Source organism: Rhizobium sp. CF122, from assembly GCF_000282035.1.
In the GTDB taxonomy this organism is placed as follows: domain Bacteria; phylum Pseudomonadota; class Alphaproteobacteria; order Rhizobiales; family Rhizobiaceae; genus Rhizobium.
The window spans coordinates 41,812-61,383 of the sequence record NZ_AKKA01000069.1 but is presented as its reverse complement, the minus strand read 5'-3'; the positions used below and the strand labels follow the sequence as shown (position 1 = coordinate 61,383).

The 19,572-nt window shown below is 59.9% G+C and carries 16 protein-coding genes and 1 pseudogene; 9 read left to right on the top strand and 8 right to left on the bottom strand.

The window, feature by feature from the left end; translation table 11 throughout:
• Nucleotides 1–6 precede the first annotated feature (6 nt).
• From PMI09_RS12780 to PMI09_RS32805, 6 genes and pseudogenes are all read left to right on the top strand, one after another.
• Nucleotides 7–837 (top strand): ABC transporter ATP-binding protein, encoded by an 831-nt coding sequence (locus PMI09_RS12780; protein ID WP_007794077.1) that lies wholly within the window; start codon nucleotides 7–9, stop codon nucleotides 835–837.
• Nucleotides 838–861: 24 nt separating this feature from the next.
• Nucleotides 862–1,935, top strand: a complete 1,074-nt coding sequence (locus PMI09_RS12775) for an ABC transporter substrate-binding protein (protein WP_007794072.1) — start codon at nucleotides 862–864, stop codon at nucleotides 1,933–1,935.
• 21 nt (nucleotides 1,936–1,956) lie between these two features.
• On the top strand, nucleotides 1,957–2,775 hold the full coding sequence (locus PMI09_RS12770) for an ABC transporter permease (protein WP_007794070.1): 819 nt from the start codon (nucleotides 1,957–1,959) through the stop codon (nucleotides 2,773–2,775).
• Nucleotides 2,775–3,545, top strand: a complete 771-nt coding sequence (locus PMI09_RS12765) for an ABC transporter permease (RefSeq protein WP_007794067.1) — start codon at nucleotides 2,775–2,777, stop codon at nucleotides 3,543–3,545. The genes PMI09_RS12770 and PMI09_RS12765 overlap by 1 nt, the downstream gene beginning before the upstream one ends.
• Before the next feature lie 407 nt (nucleotides 3,546–3,952).
• Nucleotides 3,953–5,551, top strand: a complete 1,599-nt coding sequence (locus PMI09_RS12760) for an ABC transporter substrate-binding protein (protein ID WP_007794062.1) — start codon at nucleotides 3,953–3,955, stop codon at nucleotides 5,549–5,551.
• Nucleotides 5,552–5,584: 33 nt separating this feature from the next.
• Nucleotides 5,585–6,290 (top strand): annotated as a pseudogene (locus tag PMI09_RS32805) (rhodanese-like domain-containing protein); the annotation flags it as partial.
• Nucleotides 6,291–6,328: 38 nt separating this feature from the next.
• Here the strand turns inward: PMI09_RS32805 and PMI09_RS12755 are convergent.
• The 6 genes from PMI09_RS12755 to PMI09_RS12730 form a co-directional block, all read right to left on the bottom strand.
• Nucleotides 6,329–8,278 (bottom strand): adenylate/guanylate cyclase domain-containing protein, encoded by a 1,950-nt coding sequence (locus PMI09_RS12755; protein WP_007794057.1) that lies wholly within the window; start codon nucleotides 8,276–8,278, stop codon nucleotides 6,329–6,331.
• Nucleotides 8,279–8,355: 77 nt separating this feature from the next.
• Nucleotides 8,356–9,504 (bottom strand): AI-2E family transporter, encoded by a 1,149-nt coding sequence (locus tag PMI09_RS12750; protein ID WP_037082950.1) that lies wholly within the window; start codon nucleotides 9,502–9,504, stop codon nucleotides 8,356–8,358.
• A 55-nt stretch (nucleotides 9,505–9,559) separates the two neighbouring features.
• Complete coding sequence (ppk2, locus tag PMI09_RS12745; RefSeq protein WP_007794051.1) at nucleotides 9,560–10,396, bottom strand: polyphosphate kinase 2; 837 nt, start codon at nucleotides 10,394–10,396, stop codon at nucleotides 9,560–9,562.
• Between the two features lie 41 nt (nucleotides 10,397–10,437).
• Complete coding sequence (locus PMI09_RS12740) at nucleotides 10,438–12,126, bottom strand: SulP family inorganic anion transporter (RefSeq protein ID WP_007794048.1); 1,689 nt, start codon at nucleotides 12,124–12,126, stop codon at nucleotides 10,438–10,440.
• 84 nt (nucleotides 12,127–12,210) lie between these two features.
• A complete protein-coding gene (locus PMI09_RS12735) occupies nucleotides 12,211–13,368 on the bottom strand; it encodes an HlyD family secretion protein (RefSeq protein ID WP_007794045.1) in 1,158 nt (385 codons plus the stop codon).
• Nucleotides 13,368–13,709 (bottom strand): DUF3302 domain-containing protein, encoded by a 342-nt coding sequence (locus tag PMI09_RS12730; protein WP_007794042.1) that lies wholly within the window; start codon nucleotides 13,707–13,709, stop codon nucleotides 13,368–13,370. The genes PMI09_RS12735 and PMI09_RS12730 overlap by 1 nt, the downstream gene beginning before the upstream one ends.
• A 436-nt stretch (nucleotides 13,710–14,145) precedes the next feature.
• Here PMI09_RS12730 and PMI09_RS12725 point away from each other — a divergent pair, with 436 nt between their 5' ends.
• Genes PMI09_RS12725 through PMI09_RS12715 form a run of 3 tightly spaced genes read left to right on the top strand, consistent with a single transcriptional unit; the run spans nucleotide 14,146 to nucleotide 16,929 of the window.
• Nucleotides 14,146–14,460, top strand: a complete 315-nt coding sequence (locus PMI09_RS12725; protein ID WP_007794039.1) for a hypothetical protein — start codon at nucleotides 14,146–14,148, stop codon at nucleotides 14,458–14,460.
• A gap of 41 nt (nucleotides 14,461–14,501) precedes the next feature.
• A complete protein-coding gene (locus tag PMI09_RS12720; protein WP_007794034.1) occupies nucleotides 14,502–15,959 on the top strand; it encodes a DUF3300 domain-containing protein in 1,458 nt (485 codons plus the stop codon).
• A gap of 34 nt (nucleotides 15,960–15,993) precedes the next feature.
• Complete coding sequence (locus tag PMI09_RS12715) at nucleotides 15,994–16,929, top strand: DUF2950 family protein (protein ID WP_007794030.1); 936 nt, start codon at nucleotides 15,994–15,996, stop codon at nucleotides 16,927–16,929.
• 194 nt (nucleotides 16,930–17,123) lie between these two features.
• Here PMI09_RS12715 and PMI09_RS12710 read toward each other — a convergent pair whose 3' ends face one another.
• Together PMI09_RS12710 and PMI09_RS12705 are read right to left on the bottom strand one after the other, a co-directional pair.
• Entirely contained in the window at nucleotides 17,124–17,585 is a 462-nt protein-coding gene (locus PMI09_RS12710; protein ID WP_007794026.1) for a hypothetical protein, read from the bottom strand.
• 102 nt (nucleotides 17,586–17,687) lie between these two features.
• The gene (locus PMI09_RS12705; protein WP_007794023.1) at nucleotides 17,688–19,496 is read right to left on the bottom strand and encodes a hypothetical protein; all 1,809 of its coding nucleotides are present in this window, start codon (nucleotides 19,494–19,496) and stop codon (nucleotides 17,688–17,690) included.
• Between the last annotated feature and the right edge of the window lie 76 nt (nucleotides 19,497–19,572).

Genomic DNA, 19,572 nt, shown 5'->3' with positions numbered 1-19,572 from the left:
AGCGATATGAACCGACCCCATCTCACAGTCGAGCACATAACCCGGCAGTTCCAGATCGAGCGGGAGCCGCTGATCGCGCTCGACGACATCAACCTCGATATTGCGAAGGGCGAGTTCGTAACAATCGTCGGTGCCAGCGGTTGCGGAAAATCGACGTTGCTGCGTCTCTTCGCCGGTCTGGATATCGCGACATCAGGCACCATCCGCCATGCGGGCAAGGCAGTTGTCGAACCCAGCCTCGATCGGGGCATCGTCTTTCAGGAGCCACGCCTCTTTCCCTGGCTGACTGTCGAGAAAAACGTCTCCCTTGGCCTCTTGAACAGCAAGCTGACGAGCGCGCGAAAGGCAGAGCTTGTGCGCGAACATCTAGAGCTTGTCGGGCTTTCCCGCTTTGCCAATGTCTACCCGCATCAATTATCCGGCGGCATGGCGCAGCGTGCTGGTATTGCCCGTGGCCTCGTCAGCCGGCCGAACGTCCTTCTGCTCGACGAGCCTTTCGGGGCGCTCGACGCCATCACCAAGGCGTATCTGCAGGACGAGTTGCAGGAGATCTGGGCAAAGGAAAACATCACAATGGTGCTGGTGACGCATGACGTGGAAGAGGCTGTCTATCTCGGGGATCGCGTCGTCGTCATGTCGCCGCGTCCGGGCCGCATCCGCGAAGTGGTACCGGTCAAGCTGGCGCGCCCACGCCGGCGTACGTCCAGCGATATTGCCAATGTGCGAGACCGTGTCCTGAAGAGCCTTCATGCGACGGGCGAGAATATGCAGCCCAAAGCGACGCAACGATCCGATGACGGCGGTCACGTCGAACGTGCTGTCGCGCTGGCCAGATAAGCTTCACAAGAACGGAGAAAAACTATGAAACGCGCATTTCTGTCACGCGTGGCCGCCGGCCTCGCCCTGATGCTTACCGCGTCGGCCACGGTCCGGGCGGAGGAGCCGCTGGTCATTCATGTCGGCTATGCGGCCATCGGCGTCGACAACCGCCCTTACGCGGAAGGCACGTCTGCCGCGACGGCACGAGCCGGGGAATTTCTGGAAAAGGAGTTCGCCAAGGATCCGAACATCAAGATCGAATGGACCTTCTTCAAGGGCGCGGGCCCTGCCGTGAATGAAGGCTTCGCGAATGATCAGCTCGACTTCGCCTATCAGGGTGATCTCCCCTCGCTGATCGGCCGCGCCAACGGGCTGAAGACCAAGTATCTGCTGGCAAGTGGGGCGAGAAAGCCGCTCTACCTTGCCGTCGCCAAAGATAGCGGCATCAAGTCTATCGCGGATCTGAAGGGCCGCAAGATAGCGCTACAGCGCGGCACGAACGGTCATCTGGCTGCCGTCAAGGTCTTGGAAGCCCATGGGTTGAAAGAGCGCGACGCTCAGGTCGTCAATCTCGACAGCGCCGGCACGGTTGCCGCTCTCACCAGCAAGGACATCGACGCCGCCTTCGGCGATACGCAGCTTATCAACCTTGCAGCGAAGGGTGCAGCCGATGTCATCTACACGACCAAGGGCGACGATCCGCGCTTCGGCCGCAACGCCGGCGTCATCGGCCGACAGGCGTTCATCGATGCCCATCCGGAGATAACCCAGCGGGTCGTCGATGCTTTCGTCAAGGCGGCCCAATGGTCGTCCGACGAGCCCAACCGCCCGGCACTGCTGGAATTGTGGCACAAGTCGGGGACACCCGTTCCAATTCTGGAGGAGTACTTCAAGGGCGACACGCTCGCCTATCGCAACTCGCCACTGATCGATGACCTTCTCGTCTCGCAATACAAGGAACAGGCGGCCAAGAGCAAGGAATTCGGCCTCATCCGCCGTGATGTCGATCTCGAGAGCTGGTTCGAGCCGCGTTACCTAAACAGCGCCATAGAGCGGTTCAGCCTGCAGAACTTCTGGCAGGCCTACGGCGCCGACGGCAAGCCGGTGGCCTCGTAAACAAAAATGGAGACGCAGGTGATGGCAACTTATCTTGAGCTCTCTGGCCACGAAAACATCACGAATTGGCGCAGATTTCTCAGGGGACGGTTCTTTTCGCTCTCGGCCCTGCTTCTTCCAATGTTTCTGATTGCGCTCTGGTGGTTGGCTTCCGCAAGAGGCTGGCTACCGGAGCAAATTCTTCCTGAGCCCACCTACGTGCTGCAGACTGGCCGCGACATGATTGCGAGCGGTGAATTGCTCTACCACGCCGCCGTCAGTTTGCGGCGCGTGATCTTCGGCTTTGCTATCGGCGCGGTATTGGGCTTGGCCCTCGGCATCGCCATGGGCCTGTCTGCGCGCTTTGAAGACTATGTAAAGCCGACATTCCTCGCCTTTGCGCAGATCCCGACGCTTGGCTGGATTCCGTTGCTCATGCTGCTGGTTGGCATTGAGGAGACGCTGAAGATCATCATCATTGCCAAGGGCGCTCTCGTGCCGATCACGCTCAATACCTTCTCCGGTATCCGCAGCGTTCCAGGCAAGTACGTGCAAGTCGGTAAGGCCCTGCGCTTCAGCCGCTGGCAGACGCTTCGGCTGATTGTCCTGCCGGGCGCCATTCCCTCCATCTTCACTGGCATCCGCTATGGCCTCACGCATGCCTGGACATCGCTTGTCGGCGTAGAGCTCCTGGCGTCCTCTGAAGGGCTCGGATACCTGCTGGTCTGGGGAAGGCAGATGTTCTGGCTGGATACCGTGATCATCGCGATGATCGTGATCGGCCTCATAGGCTTTGCCATGGACAAGGGTCTGAACGGCTCCGAAGTCTTCATCCAGCGCTGGAAAAAAGAAGGATTGTGATGGCCGCCGAAACGTCAACCAGGCTTGTCCGTATCAGGCGCGGCCTTGCGCTTCCCCTTCTTCTTCTCGTCGCATGGGAAGCCTCCGGCCGCCTCGACCTCATGGATCCCCGCTTTCTGCCGGCTATCGAAGATGTCGTGCGCACCGCCAAACGGGAGATTATCGACAACGGTCTGACGGGTCAGCTCGGGGCGAGCCTGTTGCGCAATATCGCGGGCTTCCTGATCGGTTGCGCTCTCGGCGTCAGCTTCGGCACGCTCGTTGCCGTGACGAGGCTAGGGGATCGGCTGATCATGCCGACCTTCAACGGATTGAAGCAGATTTCCCTGCTTGCCTGGATTCCTCTCATTTCGGTGTGGTTCGGGTTCGCAGAACAGGCGAAGGTCGTCTTCGTCGCGCTCGCGGCCTTCATCCCCATCGCCCTCAACACCTATGACGGCATCAAGGATGCGCCGGCCGAACTGGTCGAGGTCGGTCGCGCACTGCGGTTTCGGCCATGGCAGCGCATCACAAAAATCTACCTGCCCTCGGCCCTGCCAACGATCGCGACCGGCATTCATCTTGGGTTGATCTACTCGTGGTTGGCGACCGTCGGGGCGGAGTATTTTCTTGCCGTTGGTCCAGGCATCGGCGGCTTGGTCATTGCCGGACGTGAGCGGTTTGACATGGCATTGGTCATGGTGGGCGTCATCATTCTCGGCCTAGTCGGCTTTGCACTCAACAGATTGGCCGGTGCAGCGGAAGCAAGGCTCTTGCGCTGGCGAGCCTGAGCGCGGCCTCCAAGCGACGTCGGGCGTCGATTGCTCGGCGTATTCACAATTTCTCCAGGCGGATTACCGTTTCCAAACATCTGCTTTGACGTCGAGTGAGTGTCTGTCGGTTCTGTACGCACCGCGCCGGCGTGCAAGCCAAATGCGCTTTCACCTCGATTCCCAAACGATAACAGATATATGCGAAGATTCTTGCGTTTCTTCCGAGGCGTTCATTCACGCAAAACATCATCCGGGAAAAGCATGGAAAATGCGCTGGTTTTCCTTAGCGCCACGCGGGCTACGAAGAATCTTCCGCATGCAATTATTCTTTTCCGGACGAAAAGAAACTTTGACTTCGCCTTTCGGGACACAACACTGAAGCTCCACTCGGCGGACCAATATCCAACCCAAGAGGAGCTCTTCGCGTGTCCATCAACCGTCGCAGTTTCAACCAGCTAATATTGCTTGCCGGGGCGAGCACATTGCTTCCGTCGTTCTCCTTTGGGCAGGCGGCGGCGCCGGCAACAGGCGGTACCTTGAATTGGCTCTACCGGGTGGATCCGGGCAATGCTCTCTTTGCGATCAACACGTCGTCAGGGACCGGCCAGGCCATCGGTCCGAAGATTGTCGAGGGCCTTTTGACCTTCGACTTCGACGTCAAGCCGCAGCCGCTGCTGGCAACGGAGTGGTCGGTTTCCGATGACAATCTTCGCTACACTTTCAAGCTCCGCAAGGGCGTCAAGTGGCATGACGGGACGGACTTCACCTCCGCCGACGTTGCCTTTTCGATCTTCAGGCTGAAGCAGGCACACCCACGCGGCCGCATCACCTACCAGAATGTGGTCGCGGTCGAGACGCCGGATCCGCTCACCGCCGTCATCGTTCTGTCGAAGCCCGCTCCCTTCCTGCTGGCGGCGCAATCGAGCTCGGAATCGCCGATCGTGCCGAAGCATATCTTCGAGAAACTGGCGCCGGGCGATGGCCAAACGCTGCAAACGGCGATCGGTACCGGGCCGTTCAAACTGACGGAATGGGTGGCCGGCAGCCACCTGATCTTCGAGCGAAATCCTGACTATTGGGACGCCGGAAAGCCCTATCTCGATCGGATCATCCTGCGCGTCGTGACCGATCCGGCGGCGCGGTCCGCCGCCTTGGAGACGGGCGAGGCCGACATCGGCGACAATCCCGTGCCGCTTGCCGATCTCGACCGGCTGAAACAAGATCCTCATCTTGTCGTGGATACCACCACCTACGCCTATTCCGGCCCGCAGCAGCAGTTGTTCTTCAATTACGACAATCCGCTCTTTGCCAAGCGCGAGGTGAGGCTTGCCATCGCCAAGGCGATCAATCTGCAGGAGATCGTCGATGTGGCGCTTTACGGCTACGCGCAGGTTTCGCCGAGTCCTGTCAGTACGGCATTGCCGAAATGGTACGATCCGAGCGTCGTTGCGCATGCCTTCGATCCTGCCGCCGCCGAAAAGCTGCTAGACGAGGCAGGCTATCCGCGCAAGGCGGACGGCAAGCGTTTCGACCTCCGACTGACCTACAATTCCTATCTGCCGCAAGGCTATGCCGACGTCCTGAAAAGCCAGCTGGAAAAGATCGGTATCGGCATCGAGATCAAGAAGTATGACCTGCCGACGTTCCTGAAGACGGTCTACACCGACCGCGCCTTCGATCTCGTGGTGGAGTCGCTTTCGAACACGTTCGACCCGTCACTCGGCATCCAGCGCGCCTATTGGAGCAAGAACTTCAAGATTGGCCTGCCTTTCTCGAATGCCAGCCACTACGCCAACGCGCAGGCGGACGCTTTGCTCGAGGCGGCTGCTATTGAGCCGGACGAGAAGAAGCGATGGGACACCTGGAGCAAATTCCAGCACTTCATCCACGACGAGGTCGCTTCCGTCAACCTGGTTGCTGCTGGCGCCCAGATCGTTGCCAACAAGCGGGTGAAGAACTTCGTCACGGGATCGCAGGGGCTCAATTGGAGCTTCGGCGACCTGTGGATCGATCCAAACGCTTGAGATCAAAGGGCACGAGCCACGACTGGACGTTCGATAGACAAGGCCACATTGATCGATTGGCTCGGCGACAGGTTGAACTGGCAGTTCTCGATATCCGGCCGGTCGCGTTGGCTGTGCTTTGCCGCTGTTTGCAACAAATCTGCCTGCAGAACACTTGGGGTCTCGGTCGTCGAGCTCAAGGCATGGCATGATCGGGGCGAGGACGTTATCGTCCTCGATACTCGCACGCTCGGCGAATATGAAAAGGCGCATGTGCCAGGCGCCGTCGGCGTGCCGGCGCCGAGCTCCTGCTGCGCTTCAAGGACATTGTGTCCTCACCGGAGACGAAGGTCGTTGTCTCCTGCGCAGGCCTGCCGCGTGCCATTCTCGGGGCGCAGACGCTGATCGATTCCCGGGCTCCAATTTCGTCGGCTATCTTGATGGCGGTGCGCGCGGCTGGACTGAGGCAGGTTTCGATCTGGAGGGGCGCACGGTAACCTACGGGGGGCCGACAGAAACAGCTCGCCGCTTCGCGAGCGAGCACAGCGAGAGCCTTTCGGCAAAGGACGTTCTGACGGTCATCGATCGGCAGACCGCCGAAACGTTGAATGCCGATCCGGTGCGCACGACCATCTCCTGGATGTCCGCACACCGGAGGAGTTCACGCGAGCGCATCTTCCCGGGTCGATCTCTTCCGAGGGCGGACAACTGCTCAGCGTATCCTACCGGACCCATCGCCGTGCGCGGTAACCGTTCAGTGTCCTTTCCACCAACGAGGTACAGGACGCTTCGATGGTGTCATCCGCGAAGCTCGTAAAGCTCTGTCTGCCCTGTTCGGCCTCTGACGCTGACGGTTCCGATGGGCATGAAAGTGAAGTTCTCTTCAACCGCGTCACGGATCGCGCTGCTGACGAGGATCGAGGTTCCATAGTCGCGGTTCAGGCCCTCCAGCCGCGAGCCGATGTTTACAGTATCGCCGATGGCGGTGTATTGCCGCCGGGTCTCGGCGCCGACGCTGCCGACGACGGCCGGTCCTGTATGCAGGCCGAAGCGAGTGACAAGTTCGGGGCGAGCGGCGGCGCGATTGGAAGCGTTCATCGCGTCGATCGCGGCTTTCATTGACAAGGCACAGCGGCAGGCGTTTTCGACATGCTGCTCGTCACGAACGGGCGCGTTCCACATCGCGAAAATAGAGTCGCCGATATATTGCACGATAGTGCCGCCATGGCGCTCCACAATCACGTTGAGGGCTTCGAAATAAGTGGATAGCAGCGCCACGACATCTTCGGGCGAATGCCGCTCGGAGATCGTCGTGAACTCGCGGATGTCGGTGAAGAGGACGGTGATCTCCTGCCGCGAGGCGGAGCCTATGGCCGATTGGCCGGCGATGACAATCCTGCGAACCAGTTCACGTGGCACGTAGAGCGAGAACGTTCGGATCGCATCGCGGGCGGCGCCGAGTGCTTTCCCGAGCGCGTTGACTTCGGATATCCAGGAATGCGAGACGCGGCTCTGTCTAAATTCCAGATTACCCAGTTGTCTCGCCTCATCGGCCAATGCGTAGAGCGATCGGCTGATCAATCGGGAAATGATGATCGCGGCGATCGCGCCGGCGGCCAAGAAGGCCGCCGCGGCAGCGAGGTTGCGCCGCAGCGTTCGCTCGACAGGCCCAACTAGGTCGTCCAGCGGTGCGGCGATGACGACCGTGTAGTCCTTCAGCATACCGGCAACTTCCGCATGGAAGCTCTGGGCTAGGTGCTCGCGGCCATTCACCGGAAAGCGGACAACATCACCATCCGGCAACCGGCGGCCTTGCGCCAGGTTCGTGACGGCCGGGATGGCAGGGTCCGCTCTTGCGATGTCCGCAACAGACAGCAGCCCCCCACGACGAATATTATCGCGCAGTTTCGCCATGACTGCGGGGTCGGAATGCACGATCAGGCGCCCGGTGTTGTCGAATACATAGCCATGCGCCTCTTTCGAGATCGTGCCGACATTGACAACCTCCCCCAAGGTCACGAGCATCACATCGGCGCCGATAACGACTTGGCTCCCCCCGACAGCGGGTGTAGCAAATGTCAGGGTGAGGTAGTTGGTCGCGGCTGAAATGTAGGGGCCGACTGAAGTCGTCTGTCCCTCCGAGAGCGCGGCGTGGTACCAGGGGCGGGAACGCGGGTCGAAGATGTCGTCGCGGTCGGCGCGACGAGCGAGAGGACGAGTGTCCTTGTCGAAGAACCTCCACGTCGTCACTGGAATGCCGATGACCTTGGTGATCGTACGAACGGCGAATGCGGCGTCGGCCGGGGCGTTCAAGGTGTCGCGCCAGGTCGGATTGGTCGCAATGTTGGTGGCCTGTATGTACGTCCCGTCTGCATAACCGGCATAGACTCCGTCTATGCGTAAGGACGACTTCAGCGCGTGCAGCAGAAGGTTCTGCTTCGCCAATAGGTCTTGGGGAGGTGGTGTAAGCATTTGGGGGACGGCAGAGGTCGTCTCGATCGCTGCATATCCGCCGGCGAACACATTGCGGTAATCCTCGATCGTACGCATACCGAGCTGGCGCATCTGTGCTTCGCCGGCAGAGAGGGCGGTCACCCTTCCCTGCGTATATGCCATCCACACGAGTGGCAGCGCCGTGCAGGCCAGCAGCCCGACAATGATGACGCTGAGATGCAATCGCAGCGGAAAAGCCCAGTCGGCTGCCTCCGTGGTTCCAGTCGCGGGTGATGGCTCGATGCGATGCTCCATACTTGACCCCCGAGAGCGATTGCAATGCTAGCGAGCACGAGGCCGAGGCGAAATGTGTGATGAAATCCCCCTCGGAATCAACCCGGCGCGGCGCCCTCGACATTCTTGTCCCTGTCGTCGAGCGGCAGGGTCGCGGCCGCCGGCGCGGAGGGCCACGCCCAGGCTCGCAGCAGTTCGTAAAAGACGCTGAGGACGATGGGCCCAAGAAACAGGCCGAGCAACCCGTGCGATAGGGTTCCGCCGATGACGCCGATGAGGATCACCGGCATCGGGGTCGATAGCCCTCGGGACATCAAGATCGGCTTCAACACATTGTCCGCGACGGTGATCGGGATCGCCACGACAGTAAAGGCAAATGCCATCAATGTCGGCCAGGAGAACCATGCCCAGACGATGACCGGGACAAGAACGAGGCCCGGGCCGAGTTGCATCAAACAAAGAACGAACACGAGAAAAGTCAGGGCCCCGCGGGCCGGAATATCGAAAAAGGCGAAACACAGGCCGGAAAGGAGCGTCTGAAGGAGGGCCACGCCGATGACACCGCGCGAGACGTTGCGAACCGTTGACCCGGCCAGCCGCGCAAAACCGACACCCCTCTCTCCGCCGATGCGGACTGCCAATACCTGGATGGTTGCCGCAAGGCGAGGAGACATAGTGAGGAGGATGCCGGAGAGAATGATGGAGGCGACGAAGCTCAACACCCCGCCTCCGATCGATGCAAGCTTGGCGATGATGACGCCCATGACTTCACGAAGAGGCGCCTGGAATTTCATGATCGTTGCAGCGAGATTGCTTGCGACCTGGTTCCAGCCGGCATAGAGGCGCTCGCCGACCACGGGCCAACCGCGTATTGCCTCGGGCGCTGCGGGCAGCGTGAAGTTGTCGGACTTCAACTGCCCGACGAGTGCCTGGGCTGCATCGGCGAAATTGACGGCGACAAGCGCCAACGGCGCGATGATGAGCACAAGGCATGCTATGACAATCACGGTAGCCGAAAGAGCTGGTCGACTTCCCAGCAGCCTGGACAGGGCATCGAACATCGGGAAGAGCGCCACCGCAAGGATCGCGGACCAGATGATGATCAGCGCGAATGGCGCAACCAGCTGCAGGCTCCAATAGGCGAACAGCCCAATGATGCCGATCCGCACCAAGTCGCTGACCCGTGCCTCCACGGAGATCTGCGCGGGACTGGTTTCCGCCGCGGTCCCGCTTTGTGGTTTCTCCATCGCGGTATTGCCTATCCCACGGGTTTCCATAGGGCGTGCCTGAACGGATCAGGGCTCATCGCGTCGTCTCCGGCACGACGTTTCTGGCGCTCTGATCCTCAACGTAATTCGATGGCCGCTTCTGCCGTTTGCCAAGGTCCGGGGCCGCAAACTTCACGCGCTCGTAAGGGATCGACTGCAGGATATGCGAGATGCAGTTGATCCGGGCGCGCTCCTTGTCGTCGGAAGGCACGATCCACCACGGTGCGTGGTTGCTGTCCGTCATCCGCAGCATCTCGTCATAGGCCCGTGTATAGTCCCACCAGCGCTGGTACGACTCGACGTCCATGGGGCTGAGTTTCCACTGCCGAACCGGATCATCGATACGGCGCTTGAAGCGGCGTTCCTGTTCTTCCTCGCTGACAGTCAGGAAATACTTGAGCAACATGACGCCGCTTTCGACGATTGCCGCCTCGAAGCGGGGCGCCAGCTCGAGGAAACGCTGAGCCTTCTTCTCGCTGGCGAAGCCCATGACGCGGTCAACGCCTGCTCGGTTGTACCAGCTGCGGTCGAAGATCACGATCTCGCCCGCAGCTGGCAAATAGGCGATGTAGCGCTGCATGTAGATCTGGGATTTCTCGCGATCGGTGGGCGCGGGCAAGGCGACGACGCGGAACACGCGTGGACTGACCTTCTCCGTTATTCTCTTGATCATGCCGCCCTTGCCGGCGGCGTCACGGCCTTCGAAGATGATGACAATCCGAGCGCCCGATTTCTTTACCCAGGCCTGCAGATGCGCCAATTCGATCTGCAGTCGCTTGATCTCCTTATTGTAGTCCCAGGATTTGGCCTTCTTCTGCTTGCCTTTGCGTTCCGTTGGAACCTCTCGTTTCGGATCGTATGCTTCGTCCATCGCTCCCTCCATTGTTTAATGTCGCGCCGCGCTGGGCGCATTCATTGCCCTGCGGAATTGCCTATGAGCGCGCGCAACGCCTCTTCCCGACCATTGAAAAGATTGTGAGTGCCGATCTTGTTGATGACCCCGGCACGCTCGAGGATGCCGCGGCTTTCCTCGCTGAGGTCGGCGATGGCAAAGACGATGTCCCGCTTTGCCAAGGCATCCGCCACGGCGTCGAGTGCGACGGCGCCGGTGCTGTCCATGTGCGTGATGGCACTGGCGTCCAACACAAGACAGTTGGTTCCGGGGGCGAGTTCCTTAGCGATCGCTGTCAGCCGCATGCGGACATAGTCGGCGTTGTAGAACAGAATATTGCCCTGGATCGCGAAGACGGCAGCGCCTTCGACAGGGCGAGCTTCCGGGAAGCGGGCGAGGTCGAAGAAACCGTGCCGACCTTCGATATGGCCAAGCAGGCCATCGCGTGGAAACATCGTCTTGCGCAACAGGTACACGAACGTCGCGGCAACGGCGACGACTACGCCGTTCAGAACGCCGAAGCTGATTGCGCCCCACATGGCGATCAGCGCAAAGACGAACTCCATGCGGCTGATGTGCCAGATCTTCTTGAGTTCCTGAACGTCTATGAGACTGATGGCCGCGGTTGCGAGGATCGCAGCGAGCGCGGGGATCGGAAGGATCCGCAGGGCGCTATGAAGGAACACAAGAGCGGCAATCAGTGTGGTGGCCGAAACCAGCCCTGCGGCCTGGGAGACGCCACCGGTCGACAGGTTTATGGCGGTTCTGGAATCCGAGACGCTGATCGGAAAGGAGCCGAAGAGCCCGGGTGCGATGTTGGCGGCGCCGATACCGATCAATTCCTGGTTGGCATCGACCTCTTCACCGGTGCGGGAGCCGAAGCTGCGCGCGGCGACGATGCCGGCGCCGAAGCTGACGAGAAACACGGCGGCCGAGCCGAGTATGATCTTATCGAGCGGCATCCGATGGAGCGCCGGTAAGGATAGGCTCGGGAAACCACTCGGGATATCGCCGACAACAGCGATGCCGTGCCCCCGGAAATCGAAGAGCGCCGAGAGAATGACGGAGACAACGACGACGAGAACAGGACCCGGAACCTTGACGTTGAATGCCCTGACGATCCAGAGCAACGCGAACATGGCAAGGCCGAAGAGAAGCGACGGCCAATGGATCAAGGAGCCCTTGCCGAGAATTTCCAAGACTGGTGCGAGCAGCCCATCGGACTCGATCTTCACGCCTGTGAAGCGGCTGATCTGCCCGACGAGGATGGAAAGCGACACGCCGGCAAAGAAGCCCACCAGGATCGGACGCGACAGAAAGCTCGCGAGGACGCCAAGCCGCAGCAGTTTTGCCGCGATGCAGAATACGCCAACGCCAAGGGCGAGCGCCGAGGCGATGGCAACCCGGTCGATATCGGCAGCGGCAGGTTCGGCCGCGATGATAGCGGCCATCGCAGCCGCGAGCACCGTCATTGTTGCGGCATCGGGACCGACGATCAGGAGCCTTGAAGGACCGAAGATCGCGTAGGCGATCGGAGCAACGATGCTGGCGTAGATGCCCGTCTCTGGCGGGAGCCCAGCAATCGCGGGATAGGCGATGGCGCTCGGCAAACCCACCGCAGCAATCGACAGCCCGGCCGGGATATCGCTACGAAGCCAGTCTTTGTTGAAGCCGGCCAGACCCCGCAATATTGGTAGGCTGCCTATCACCTCGGGTTCCCCTGTTATTCTTGTCTGATCTCCGAGTCTGCCCGGCCGCCGCACTCCAGCGGCCACCGGAAGGGTTGATGCATTCTAGTGTTCGAGGAAGACGTAGTTCATCCAGCTGCTCATGCGCAGCAGGACCTTGCGCAGGACTGCGACGTGGTGCCAGTGATGCGTGTAGACGGCTACCTCGGCAACCACACCACCGGGCAGCTGATACTCGTCGGTGCTTTCCAGCAACTCGATGCGCGCCAACGTTTGTCCCGGCGATGCCCGTTCCGGGGATTGCGGGTCGATCAGCGCGCCGCTCGGCTGCAGTTGGCCCTGCGCCATGACATCGATGACTTCCTGGACCCGCGCCTTGAAGATCTTGCCGGGCACGGCTTTGAAGGCTACCTCGGCTTCGTCGCCGGCCCGCACCCGCTGGAGCGAATTCTGAATGAAGGCTGCACCCAGCATCCGGTCCTCGCTGTTCATGAAGACCATCACGGGCCGCAAGGGAAGGGGGTTTGCCATCATGCCGGGGCGGAGAAAGACCTGCGTCACGTAGCCGTCGCTCGGCGCACGGACCGTCGTCTGCTCCAGGTCGTACTCGGCGCTTTGCAATTCGGCCTGCAGCCGTGCCACTGTTGGATTCGTGCCATTGATCTCGGACTCATAGGCGAGTTTTGCCTGCGTCGCCTGAGCGCGGGCCGTGTCGACGGTGGCCTCGGCTGTCAGATAGATCCCGCGGCGGTTCTCGACTTCGAGTTCCGAGTACACGGCTCCTCTACCGCTGGACTTTGAGTTCTCGTTCGATTGCTGAAACTTTTCGAAGGCCTGCAGCGAGCGATCCCTTGAAGCTTCCGCACCGGTTACGGCTGCGTTGGCGGCATCGAGAGCAGCCTTCAATTGCAGGACGGTTTGCACGGCTTCGGCAAGAGACGCTTTCTTCTGATCGACTGTATATTGATAGGGGCGGGGATCAATCCGGAAGAGAACATCGCCCTTTTTCAGCGGAGCGTTCGGCGTGACCGGCACCTCTACGACCTGTCCACTAACGACCGGGATGACGGGAGCCGATGTAAAGTAAATGCGCCCATCGCTGGTATAGGGATGGTTGTAGCTCATGAGCAGCAGAAGGCTGGAGATGAGAAAGATTCCGCCCAGAACGGCCGTTGCAAGTGTCCACTGGTTCACCGGAATGCGGAAGATCTTGAAGACCACCCAGCAGATTGCGGCGTAGGTGAGTATGAGGAGCAGATCCATCAGGCGTTCTCCTTCTCCGGCGACTGCGCCTCGAGTTCTGCTATTCGAGCGTGAAGGCGGGCGATTTCGGCATTGGCTTCAGCCTCGGCCGACAGCTTGCCATCGGGCCGAATGCCCCAGCCGCGATCCTCGCGATAGAGCGTGGCCCAGATGAAGAGGAAGGGCCAAATTGCGTGCAGCGTGAACAGGCTCACCCATCCGGCAACGTGGATGGCGTCCTGGTGCGGATGGTTTCTGGCCTTGGCGATCAGATGAGGAATGTCATGGATCGCGATCACTGCGTAGAACAGAGTGACCACGACGAAGATCAACACTCCCAGTGCAAAATAGTCGAGAAACACGCTCACTCCTTTTCGGCCGCTCGCCGAACCGTCCGGCCGTAGTCGAGAAGAAATAGTAGACCGGTGCGGTCTCGAACGCCCGTAGCATCACGTAATATCTATCGAGCGTCGCGCGGCTCGACAGGCAGTCCGGATTTTAGAGATTAAGGGTGGTCGTCCGCGACGGCGTGCGTTCCCTGCCTCGGGTGCCAACTGCCGGGGAAGTCATCGTCATCGCGATTGAGAGTAGTTTGACCAGCTTGCCGGCGGCGGCTAGGTCCCCCCGGATACGGCGGCCTTCGGCACGCGCAATGCGGAAAGGCAGGGCCACCGCGGACGTAGGTCTAGTCCCTTCCGGGCCGTCACGCGTAAGTTCGCGTATGTTACGTCTCCATCCTAAGTACCTGTAATACAATACTTCAATCTGCTTGACGCGAGTATGACAGCGGGGGGCGGCATGACGTTGGGAGAAAGCAATTCGACACACTTGTCCGCCCTGGAGATTGCTGAGGCGCAGTTTCCGGCCCAGGCCGCGAGGGTACGGCAGCTTTTCCAAATGAACGAAACGTTCCGCAGCATGTGCGAAGATCTCGCTGCCGCCGCCGAGACTTTGGCGCATGTGGAGCGTCTTCCGGACAATGTCAGAGAAACGCGACGGCAGGAGTATGCGAGCCTCGTCGATGCGCTCGTCGCTGAAATCGGCGAGGCGCTGTCCCAATCGAAAGTCGTCATGCTCAGGCGGTCGGGCGAGGCAAAGCCCAAGCCGCGGTGAGTATTCATCCGTACCATTTTTTGCAAGGAGGTCGGCGCATGATGAAAGCAGGATCCCTCAGGTTGCTGGCAGGGCTCTCTGCCTTGGCAATCATTTCCATGCATCCGGGACCACCCGCATATTCACAGACCGCGACCCCCACACCGAAGCCTGTGTCGGTAGGGACGACGGAGCCGACTGGGCCGCAAACGGATCTTCTCTCCGAGGATGAACTCGAAGTCCTTGTCGCCCGCATCGCGCTCTATCCGGATGAACTGGTGGCCGCGATCTCGGCAGCGTCCTTGTTTCCCCTGCAAATCGTCGAGGCAGCGCGCTTTCTGGAGGCCAAGAAAAAAGATGCCAATCTCAAGCCGAAGGATGACTGGGATGGAAGCGTCATTTCGCTTCTGAATTATCCTGACATCGTCAAGATGATGAGTGAGGATCTCGATTGGACGCAGTCGCTGGGTGACGCGTTAACCAACCAGCAAAAGGACGTGCTGATCGCCATCCAGCAGCTTCGGGACGAAGCCGTGGCGAAGAACATCATCAAGACGGACGACAAGGTCACTGTTGTCACGGAAAATGAGAACGTCGTCATTCGACCGACCGATCCGGAGAAGGTGTATATTCCGCAGTACCCTCCTGAGATGCTGTACGAACCGGGCTATGCGGTCGAGCCAATCTCCTACTATCCCGACTATTACGACAACTACTATTATCCAGGGGCCGGGTTCTTCGCGGCGGCGGTGACCGGCGTCGCGTGGGCGGCCATCGTCAACTGGGACGATTGGGGCGTTTGGGGCGGCAACTGGGACGGCGACCTCGATATCGATTGCAACAACTGCTTCAACGACCGGAACTTTAACGGCAAGGTCAAGTGGAACGACATCGACTGGACCAAGGTGGACCGGAGCAAGCTGAGCATCGGAAAGGATCAGCTTGCCAATATCGACCGCTCGGCGATCAAGTCCAGCCTGCAGTCCGACAATCGCAACCAACTCAAGAACAAGGTCAGCGATCGGCAGGCAAACCGTGGACAGGGAACCAGAAACGTCAGCGCCCGCGCCGACGACATCCGCAAGGGCACGGTGGAGGGCCTGAAGGCAAATCCGAGATCGAGGGCAGGAGATGCTGCCGCTAACCGGCCGGGTGCGTCGCGTCCGGACGCCCGCCCGGGCAACGTGGCCAATCGCGCGGATGCCCGTCCAAGGAATGCAGCCAACCGACCGGGCAGTGCTGCCGACCGTCCATCAAAGCCGGCAGCCAAGAAGAAGCCAAGTGCACCGAAGATGGCGGCGCGTGCCGATAACCGTCCGCGCCAGCCCAGCGCCCTCGGCAATGTGCAGTCGGGGCGACGTGAGGCGGTGGCTTCCAAGCGAGGCGGACAGAGTATGGGAGGCGGGCAACGCGGTGGCCCGCGTCCCTCCGTTCAACGCTCGCGCCGCCCAATGCCGCAGGGAGGCGGTGGCCGCGGTGGTGGTCGGGGTGGCGGCGGTCGTGGTGGCGGTCGGCGATAGGGTGTCCAGCTATTCAGATTTCCGGAGATAAACCATGAGACCACAGTTGAAATTGATCCCGCTGTTGCTCGGAACGGCTCTCTCCCTGGCGTGGGCAGCCCCATCGATGTCGCAGACCCAGACGGATCTTCAGGAATTCCAGGCTGGTACGCCGCCGTCATTCGATGACCCTTCGGCGGCGCTTGAACGGCTCAAGACCGTGCTGAGCGCCAATGATGTTGATGGCTTGGCAAGCCTACTCGGTCTGAACGCTGTCAAGTTGCGGTCCAGCAGCGAGGCGATGATAAGCTACGGATTGATCCGCGAGGGTGCCGGGCGGCAACTGCAATTGCAGGACCTCGACGATCGCAAGGTGATACTGGTGGGAGATGTCCTGTGGCCGCTGCCTTTCCCCCTGTCCAAAAACAAGGACGGAAAATGGGCATTCGACACGGAAGTCGGGCTGCAGGAGATCGTCAACCGAAGGGTCGGTCAAAACGAGCTTGCGACGATCCAGACCATGCATGATTACGTGAATGCCCAGTATCAGTATGCTCAAATCGACGAGGACGAGGATGGTGTCTACGAGTTCGCTCAGCGGCTGATCAGCAGTCCCGGCAAGCGGGATGGCTTGTATTGGGAGCCCGGTTTGTTCGATGAGGAGAGCCCGGCCGGGCATCTGATAGAGACTGCGGCTTTCGGCAGGGCCAAGCGCGGTGAAGGGTATTATGGATATCGCTACCGCATCCTGACTGCCCAGGGGTCCAACGTCATTGGCGGCAAGCAGAGCTACATCGTCAATGGCAATATGACGGGCGGATTTGCGTTGATCGCGTGGCCGGTGACGTATCGCGTGACGGGGCTTCAGACGTTCATCATCAACGGCGCGAATATCGTTTATCAGCGGGATCTGGGACCCGAAACACAGCAGCGGGTGTCAACCATCAAGGAATTTAATCCGGACGATAACTGGACGATCGTGCGCGACTAACGCTCAATAACCCGCACAGCAACCGATGTGCCGCGTGTCAACGCGCGGCCATTATAAGCCTGGAGCATCGCTGTGCGCCGATGATTTTCCTGCCAGCTTAACGAGGGTAGGGCTCTCGCCATCCCTCGAGCCGTTCATGACAAACCTCCCGGGCATGCCGGGTGTCCATCCGCTATCAGGTGCCTTTCCGACCCTTATTCGACGGGTGGCTCCCAGGTTAGGAAGAAGCCGACGTCGCCGGGAATACCGCCGGGGAAATTGATGATCATCGCTTTCAGGCCGTAGCCCTGGGGTTTGGCGAGCGTTTCGAAGAGATCGAAGAGTTCCTTGGCCTTGCCCTGCAGGGTATTCTGCCAACCGGGCAGGTTGTTGTTGATGGCTCGACCGCTGTCCGAGCAGAGGCTGGACGGGAAGCTGTAGACCATTGCCTCGTATTTTCCGTCTGCTGCGGCCTTCATCACGAGGCGCTTGATGACCGCGCGTTCTGTCTCGCCAATGTGCTTCTGAAAAAAATCCTCGATGAACTCAGAGTGTTTCGTCGCCTCGCGAGCCTTTATCTTTTCGTCGCGTTCCATTTCCGCGAGCTGAAGTTCAAGTGCACGCTTGCGCAGATCTTCGGCGCTGGTCATCGACTGAGGGGTCTCGCTTGCAGTCATCGCCATGTCCTCCAAAGTTTTCCAAAGGATAGGGTGAGTACGGGCGTTAAGGCAGTAAAATACGCGTCGGATGGGGTAGCATACGGTATGCTACGTCGCGACCTATTGGCTGCCGATCATGCCATCGGCAGGAGGGATCGCGATGCCGGAGGCGCGCAGGCCGTCGAGGAAGCGCTCCTGGTCGACCGCGCGGCGGAGACGCAATGCTACTTCCTTGCGGATGTTCTCCATTAGCACCGGGGCGTTCGTCTGGAGCCAGTCCTGCTCGCTACGCGCTTCATCAAGCTTGCCTGATGAGCCGAGGATGGCCAGCAGAACGAGATGGTGCATGGGATTGTATTTCAAGTCGGCCATGCGGGCCCAAAGCTCAGCTGCTTGATTGTCTCCCCTCATATAGGCACATAGCGCCATACCGACCTCGTAGTATCCTCTCGGGCCGGGATTTCTGCTGATGGCGCCGGAGATCAATTCGCAGCCTGTGTCCCACTTTCCGGACATTGCGAGACGGAAACCATATTCGCCCGCAACCTCCGTATCATTGGGGTTGATCGCATAGGCGGCAGCTCCCGCTCTCAGCGCAGCGTCCACGTTGTTGCTGAAGAAGCTGGCGAGCATCAGCGCCTGCAATGCACGTGCGTTCTGGGGGTCAAGATCCACCGCCCGTTTGGCTGCGTCTGCCGCGAGCTCCAGTGGTCGTGGCGAAGGCTGGGCTCTGAGCTGGTATTGGAACCTCACCTCATCGAGATAGATCAGCGATAGCAAAGCCCAATAGGTAGAATTGGTTGGAAGCCGTCTGATTGCTTCCTTCAGACAATCTCTTACCGCCGTATGCATCTGCGGATCGAGTTCGGCTCGATATGCGTAGTATGACAGCGTACATGTATAAGCTTCCCAATCGCCGCTGTCCGGCTTGGCGATTTTGCTGACATAAGGCTGAAAGGCGATACCGTATGGTTGGGCAATGGTCGTGGCAATGCGCTGCGCAACGTCGGTCTCCACCTCAAGCAGGTTACGCTCGCCGAGGTCCGCATCATAGTCGTCCGCCCAGATGACGGCACCGTCCGCGTGGCGGATCAGCCGCGCGATCAGCCGCATTTTATCCGCTTCGAGCCGGACGCTTCCCTGCAGTGCAAACCATGGTCCTTCCGCCGCCTGAAGTTCCTGCTGTGTTCGGGGGGCGATCACGACGATCTCCTTGAACTTCGTGAGTTGCCCAACAATTTCGTCTGTCAGGCCTTGTGCGATGTCTACCGAGGCAGCCTTGCCAGGAACGTTCTGGAACGGCTCGACCATGATCCTGGGCTGAGTGCCGTCGCTTGAAACAGCAGATGAGGACAGGGGCCGCGGGGAGGTAACGGAAAGCCGCGGCGCATCGAGGAAACCTATGATCCCAATAATTGCCGCAGACACGGCTATGCCATACCAGATCCAGCGTCGGTAGCGTGCAGGAGAGGATCGCGTAGGGGCCGGCGCTGGTTTTGTCGGATCCCGTTCAGGAGGCGGGCTCGGGGTCGATACCGCTTGAACAGCAGCCCCGCAGGCGCCTTCGGCGTAGTCGAAGGATGGTACATATCCGCCTTTGGGTATCGTAACGACGATGCTGTCGGCGTGACCGGCGACCAGATAGTAGCGTTCGAGCGCCCTACGGATCCGGCCTGCCTCGATCCTGACGACCGGATCATTCTGAGCGTCGAAGGATGTGTCTCGCGCGAAGACCTCTTGTGCAATTGTGTATGCCTTCAGGTAGTCTGCACGACCCGAAAGGGTCTCCTCGACAATGAATTCGAGAAATCGCCGGCCCCGGTCGGGGGCGTGAAACTCGCCACTAGAAAGGATGCGCTCGATTTGATCACGTATTTCATTGATCGTGGGATTGGCAGCCCCATCCCTGCTTGCTCGGGAACTTTGCATTGCAGGCCCCCTCAGACTGTTCCGTTGCTCAGTCTTGTATGCGTATTCAATTATATATTAAATCTCCTAACTCAGG

What these genes read in the sequence shown, in the direction of transcription:
- PMI09_RS12770 (WP_007794070.1), top strand. Translation starts at nt 1,957, where the DNA reads ATGGCAACTTATCTTGAGCTCTCTGGCCACGAAAACATCACGAATTGG.
- PMI09_RS12755 (WP_007794057.1), bottom strand. Translation starts at nt 8,278, where the DNA reads ATGGAGCATCGCATCGAGCCATCACCCGCGACTGGAACCACGGAGGCA.
- ppk2 (WP_007794051.1), bottom strand. Translation starts at nt 10,396, where the DNA reads ATGGACGAAGCATACGATCCGAAACGAGAGGTTCCAACGGAACGCAAA.
- PMI09_RS12715 (WP_007794030.1), top strand. Translation starts at nt 15,994, where the DNA reads ATGAGACCACAGTTGAAATTGATCCCGCTGTTGCTCGGAACGGCTCTC.
- PMI09_RS12735 (WP_007794045.1), bottom strand. Translation starts at nt 13,368, where the DNA reads ATGGATCTGCTCCTCATACTCACCTACGCCGCAATCTGCTGGGTGGTC.
- PMI09_RS12705 (WP_007794023.1), bottom strand. Translation starts at nt 19,496, where the DNA reads ATGCAAAGTTCCCGAGCAAGCAGGGATGGGGCTGCCAATCCCACGATC.
- PMI09_RS12765 (WP_007794067.1), top strand. Translation starts at nt 2,775, where the DNA reads ATGGCCGCCGAAACGTCAACCAGGCTTGTCCGTATCAGGCGCGGCCTT.
- PMI09_RS12775 (WP_007794072.1), top strand. Translation starts at nt 862, where the DNA reads ATGAAACGCGCATTTCTGTCACGCGTGGCCGCCGGCCTCGCCCTGATG.
- PMI09_RS12780 (WP_007794077.1), top strand. Translation starts at nt 7, where the DNA reads ATGAACCGACCCCATCTCACAGTCGAGCACATAACCCGGCAGTTCCAG.
- PMI09_RS12720 (WP_007794034.1), top strand. Translation starts at nt 14,502, where the DNA reads ATGAAAGCAGGATCCCTCAGGTTGCTGGCAGGGCTCTCTGCCTTGGCA.
- PMI09_RS12750 (WP_037082950.1), bottom strand. Translation starts at nt 9,504, where the DNA reads ATGGAGAAACCACAAAGCGGGACCGCGGCGGAAACCAGTCCCGCGCAG.
- PMI09_RS12710 (WP_007794026.1), bottom strand. Translation starts at nt 17,585, where the DNA reads ATGACTGCAAGCGAGACCCCTCAGTCGATGACCAGCGCCGAAGATCTG.
- PMI09_RS12725 (WP_007794039.1), top strand. Translation starts at nt 14,146, where the DNA reads ATGACGTTGGGAGAAAGCAATTCGACACACTTGTCCGCCCTGGAGATT.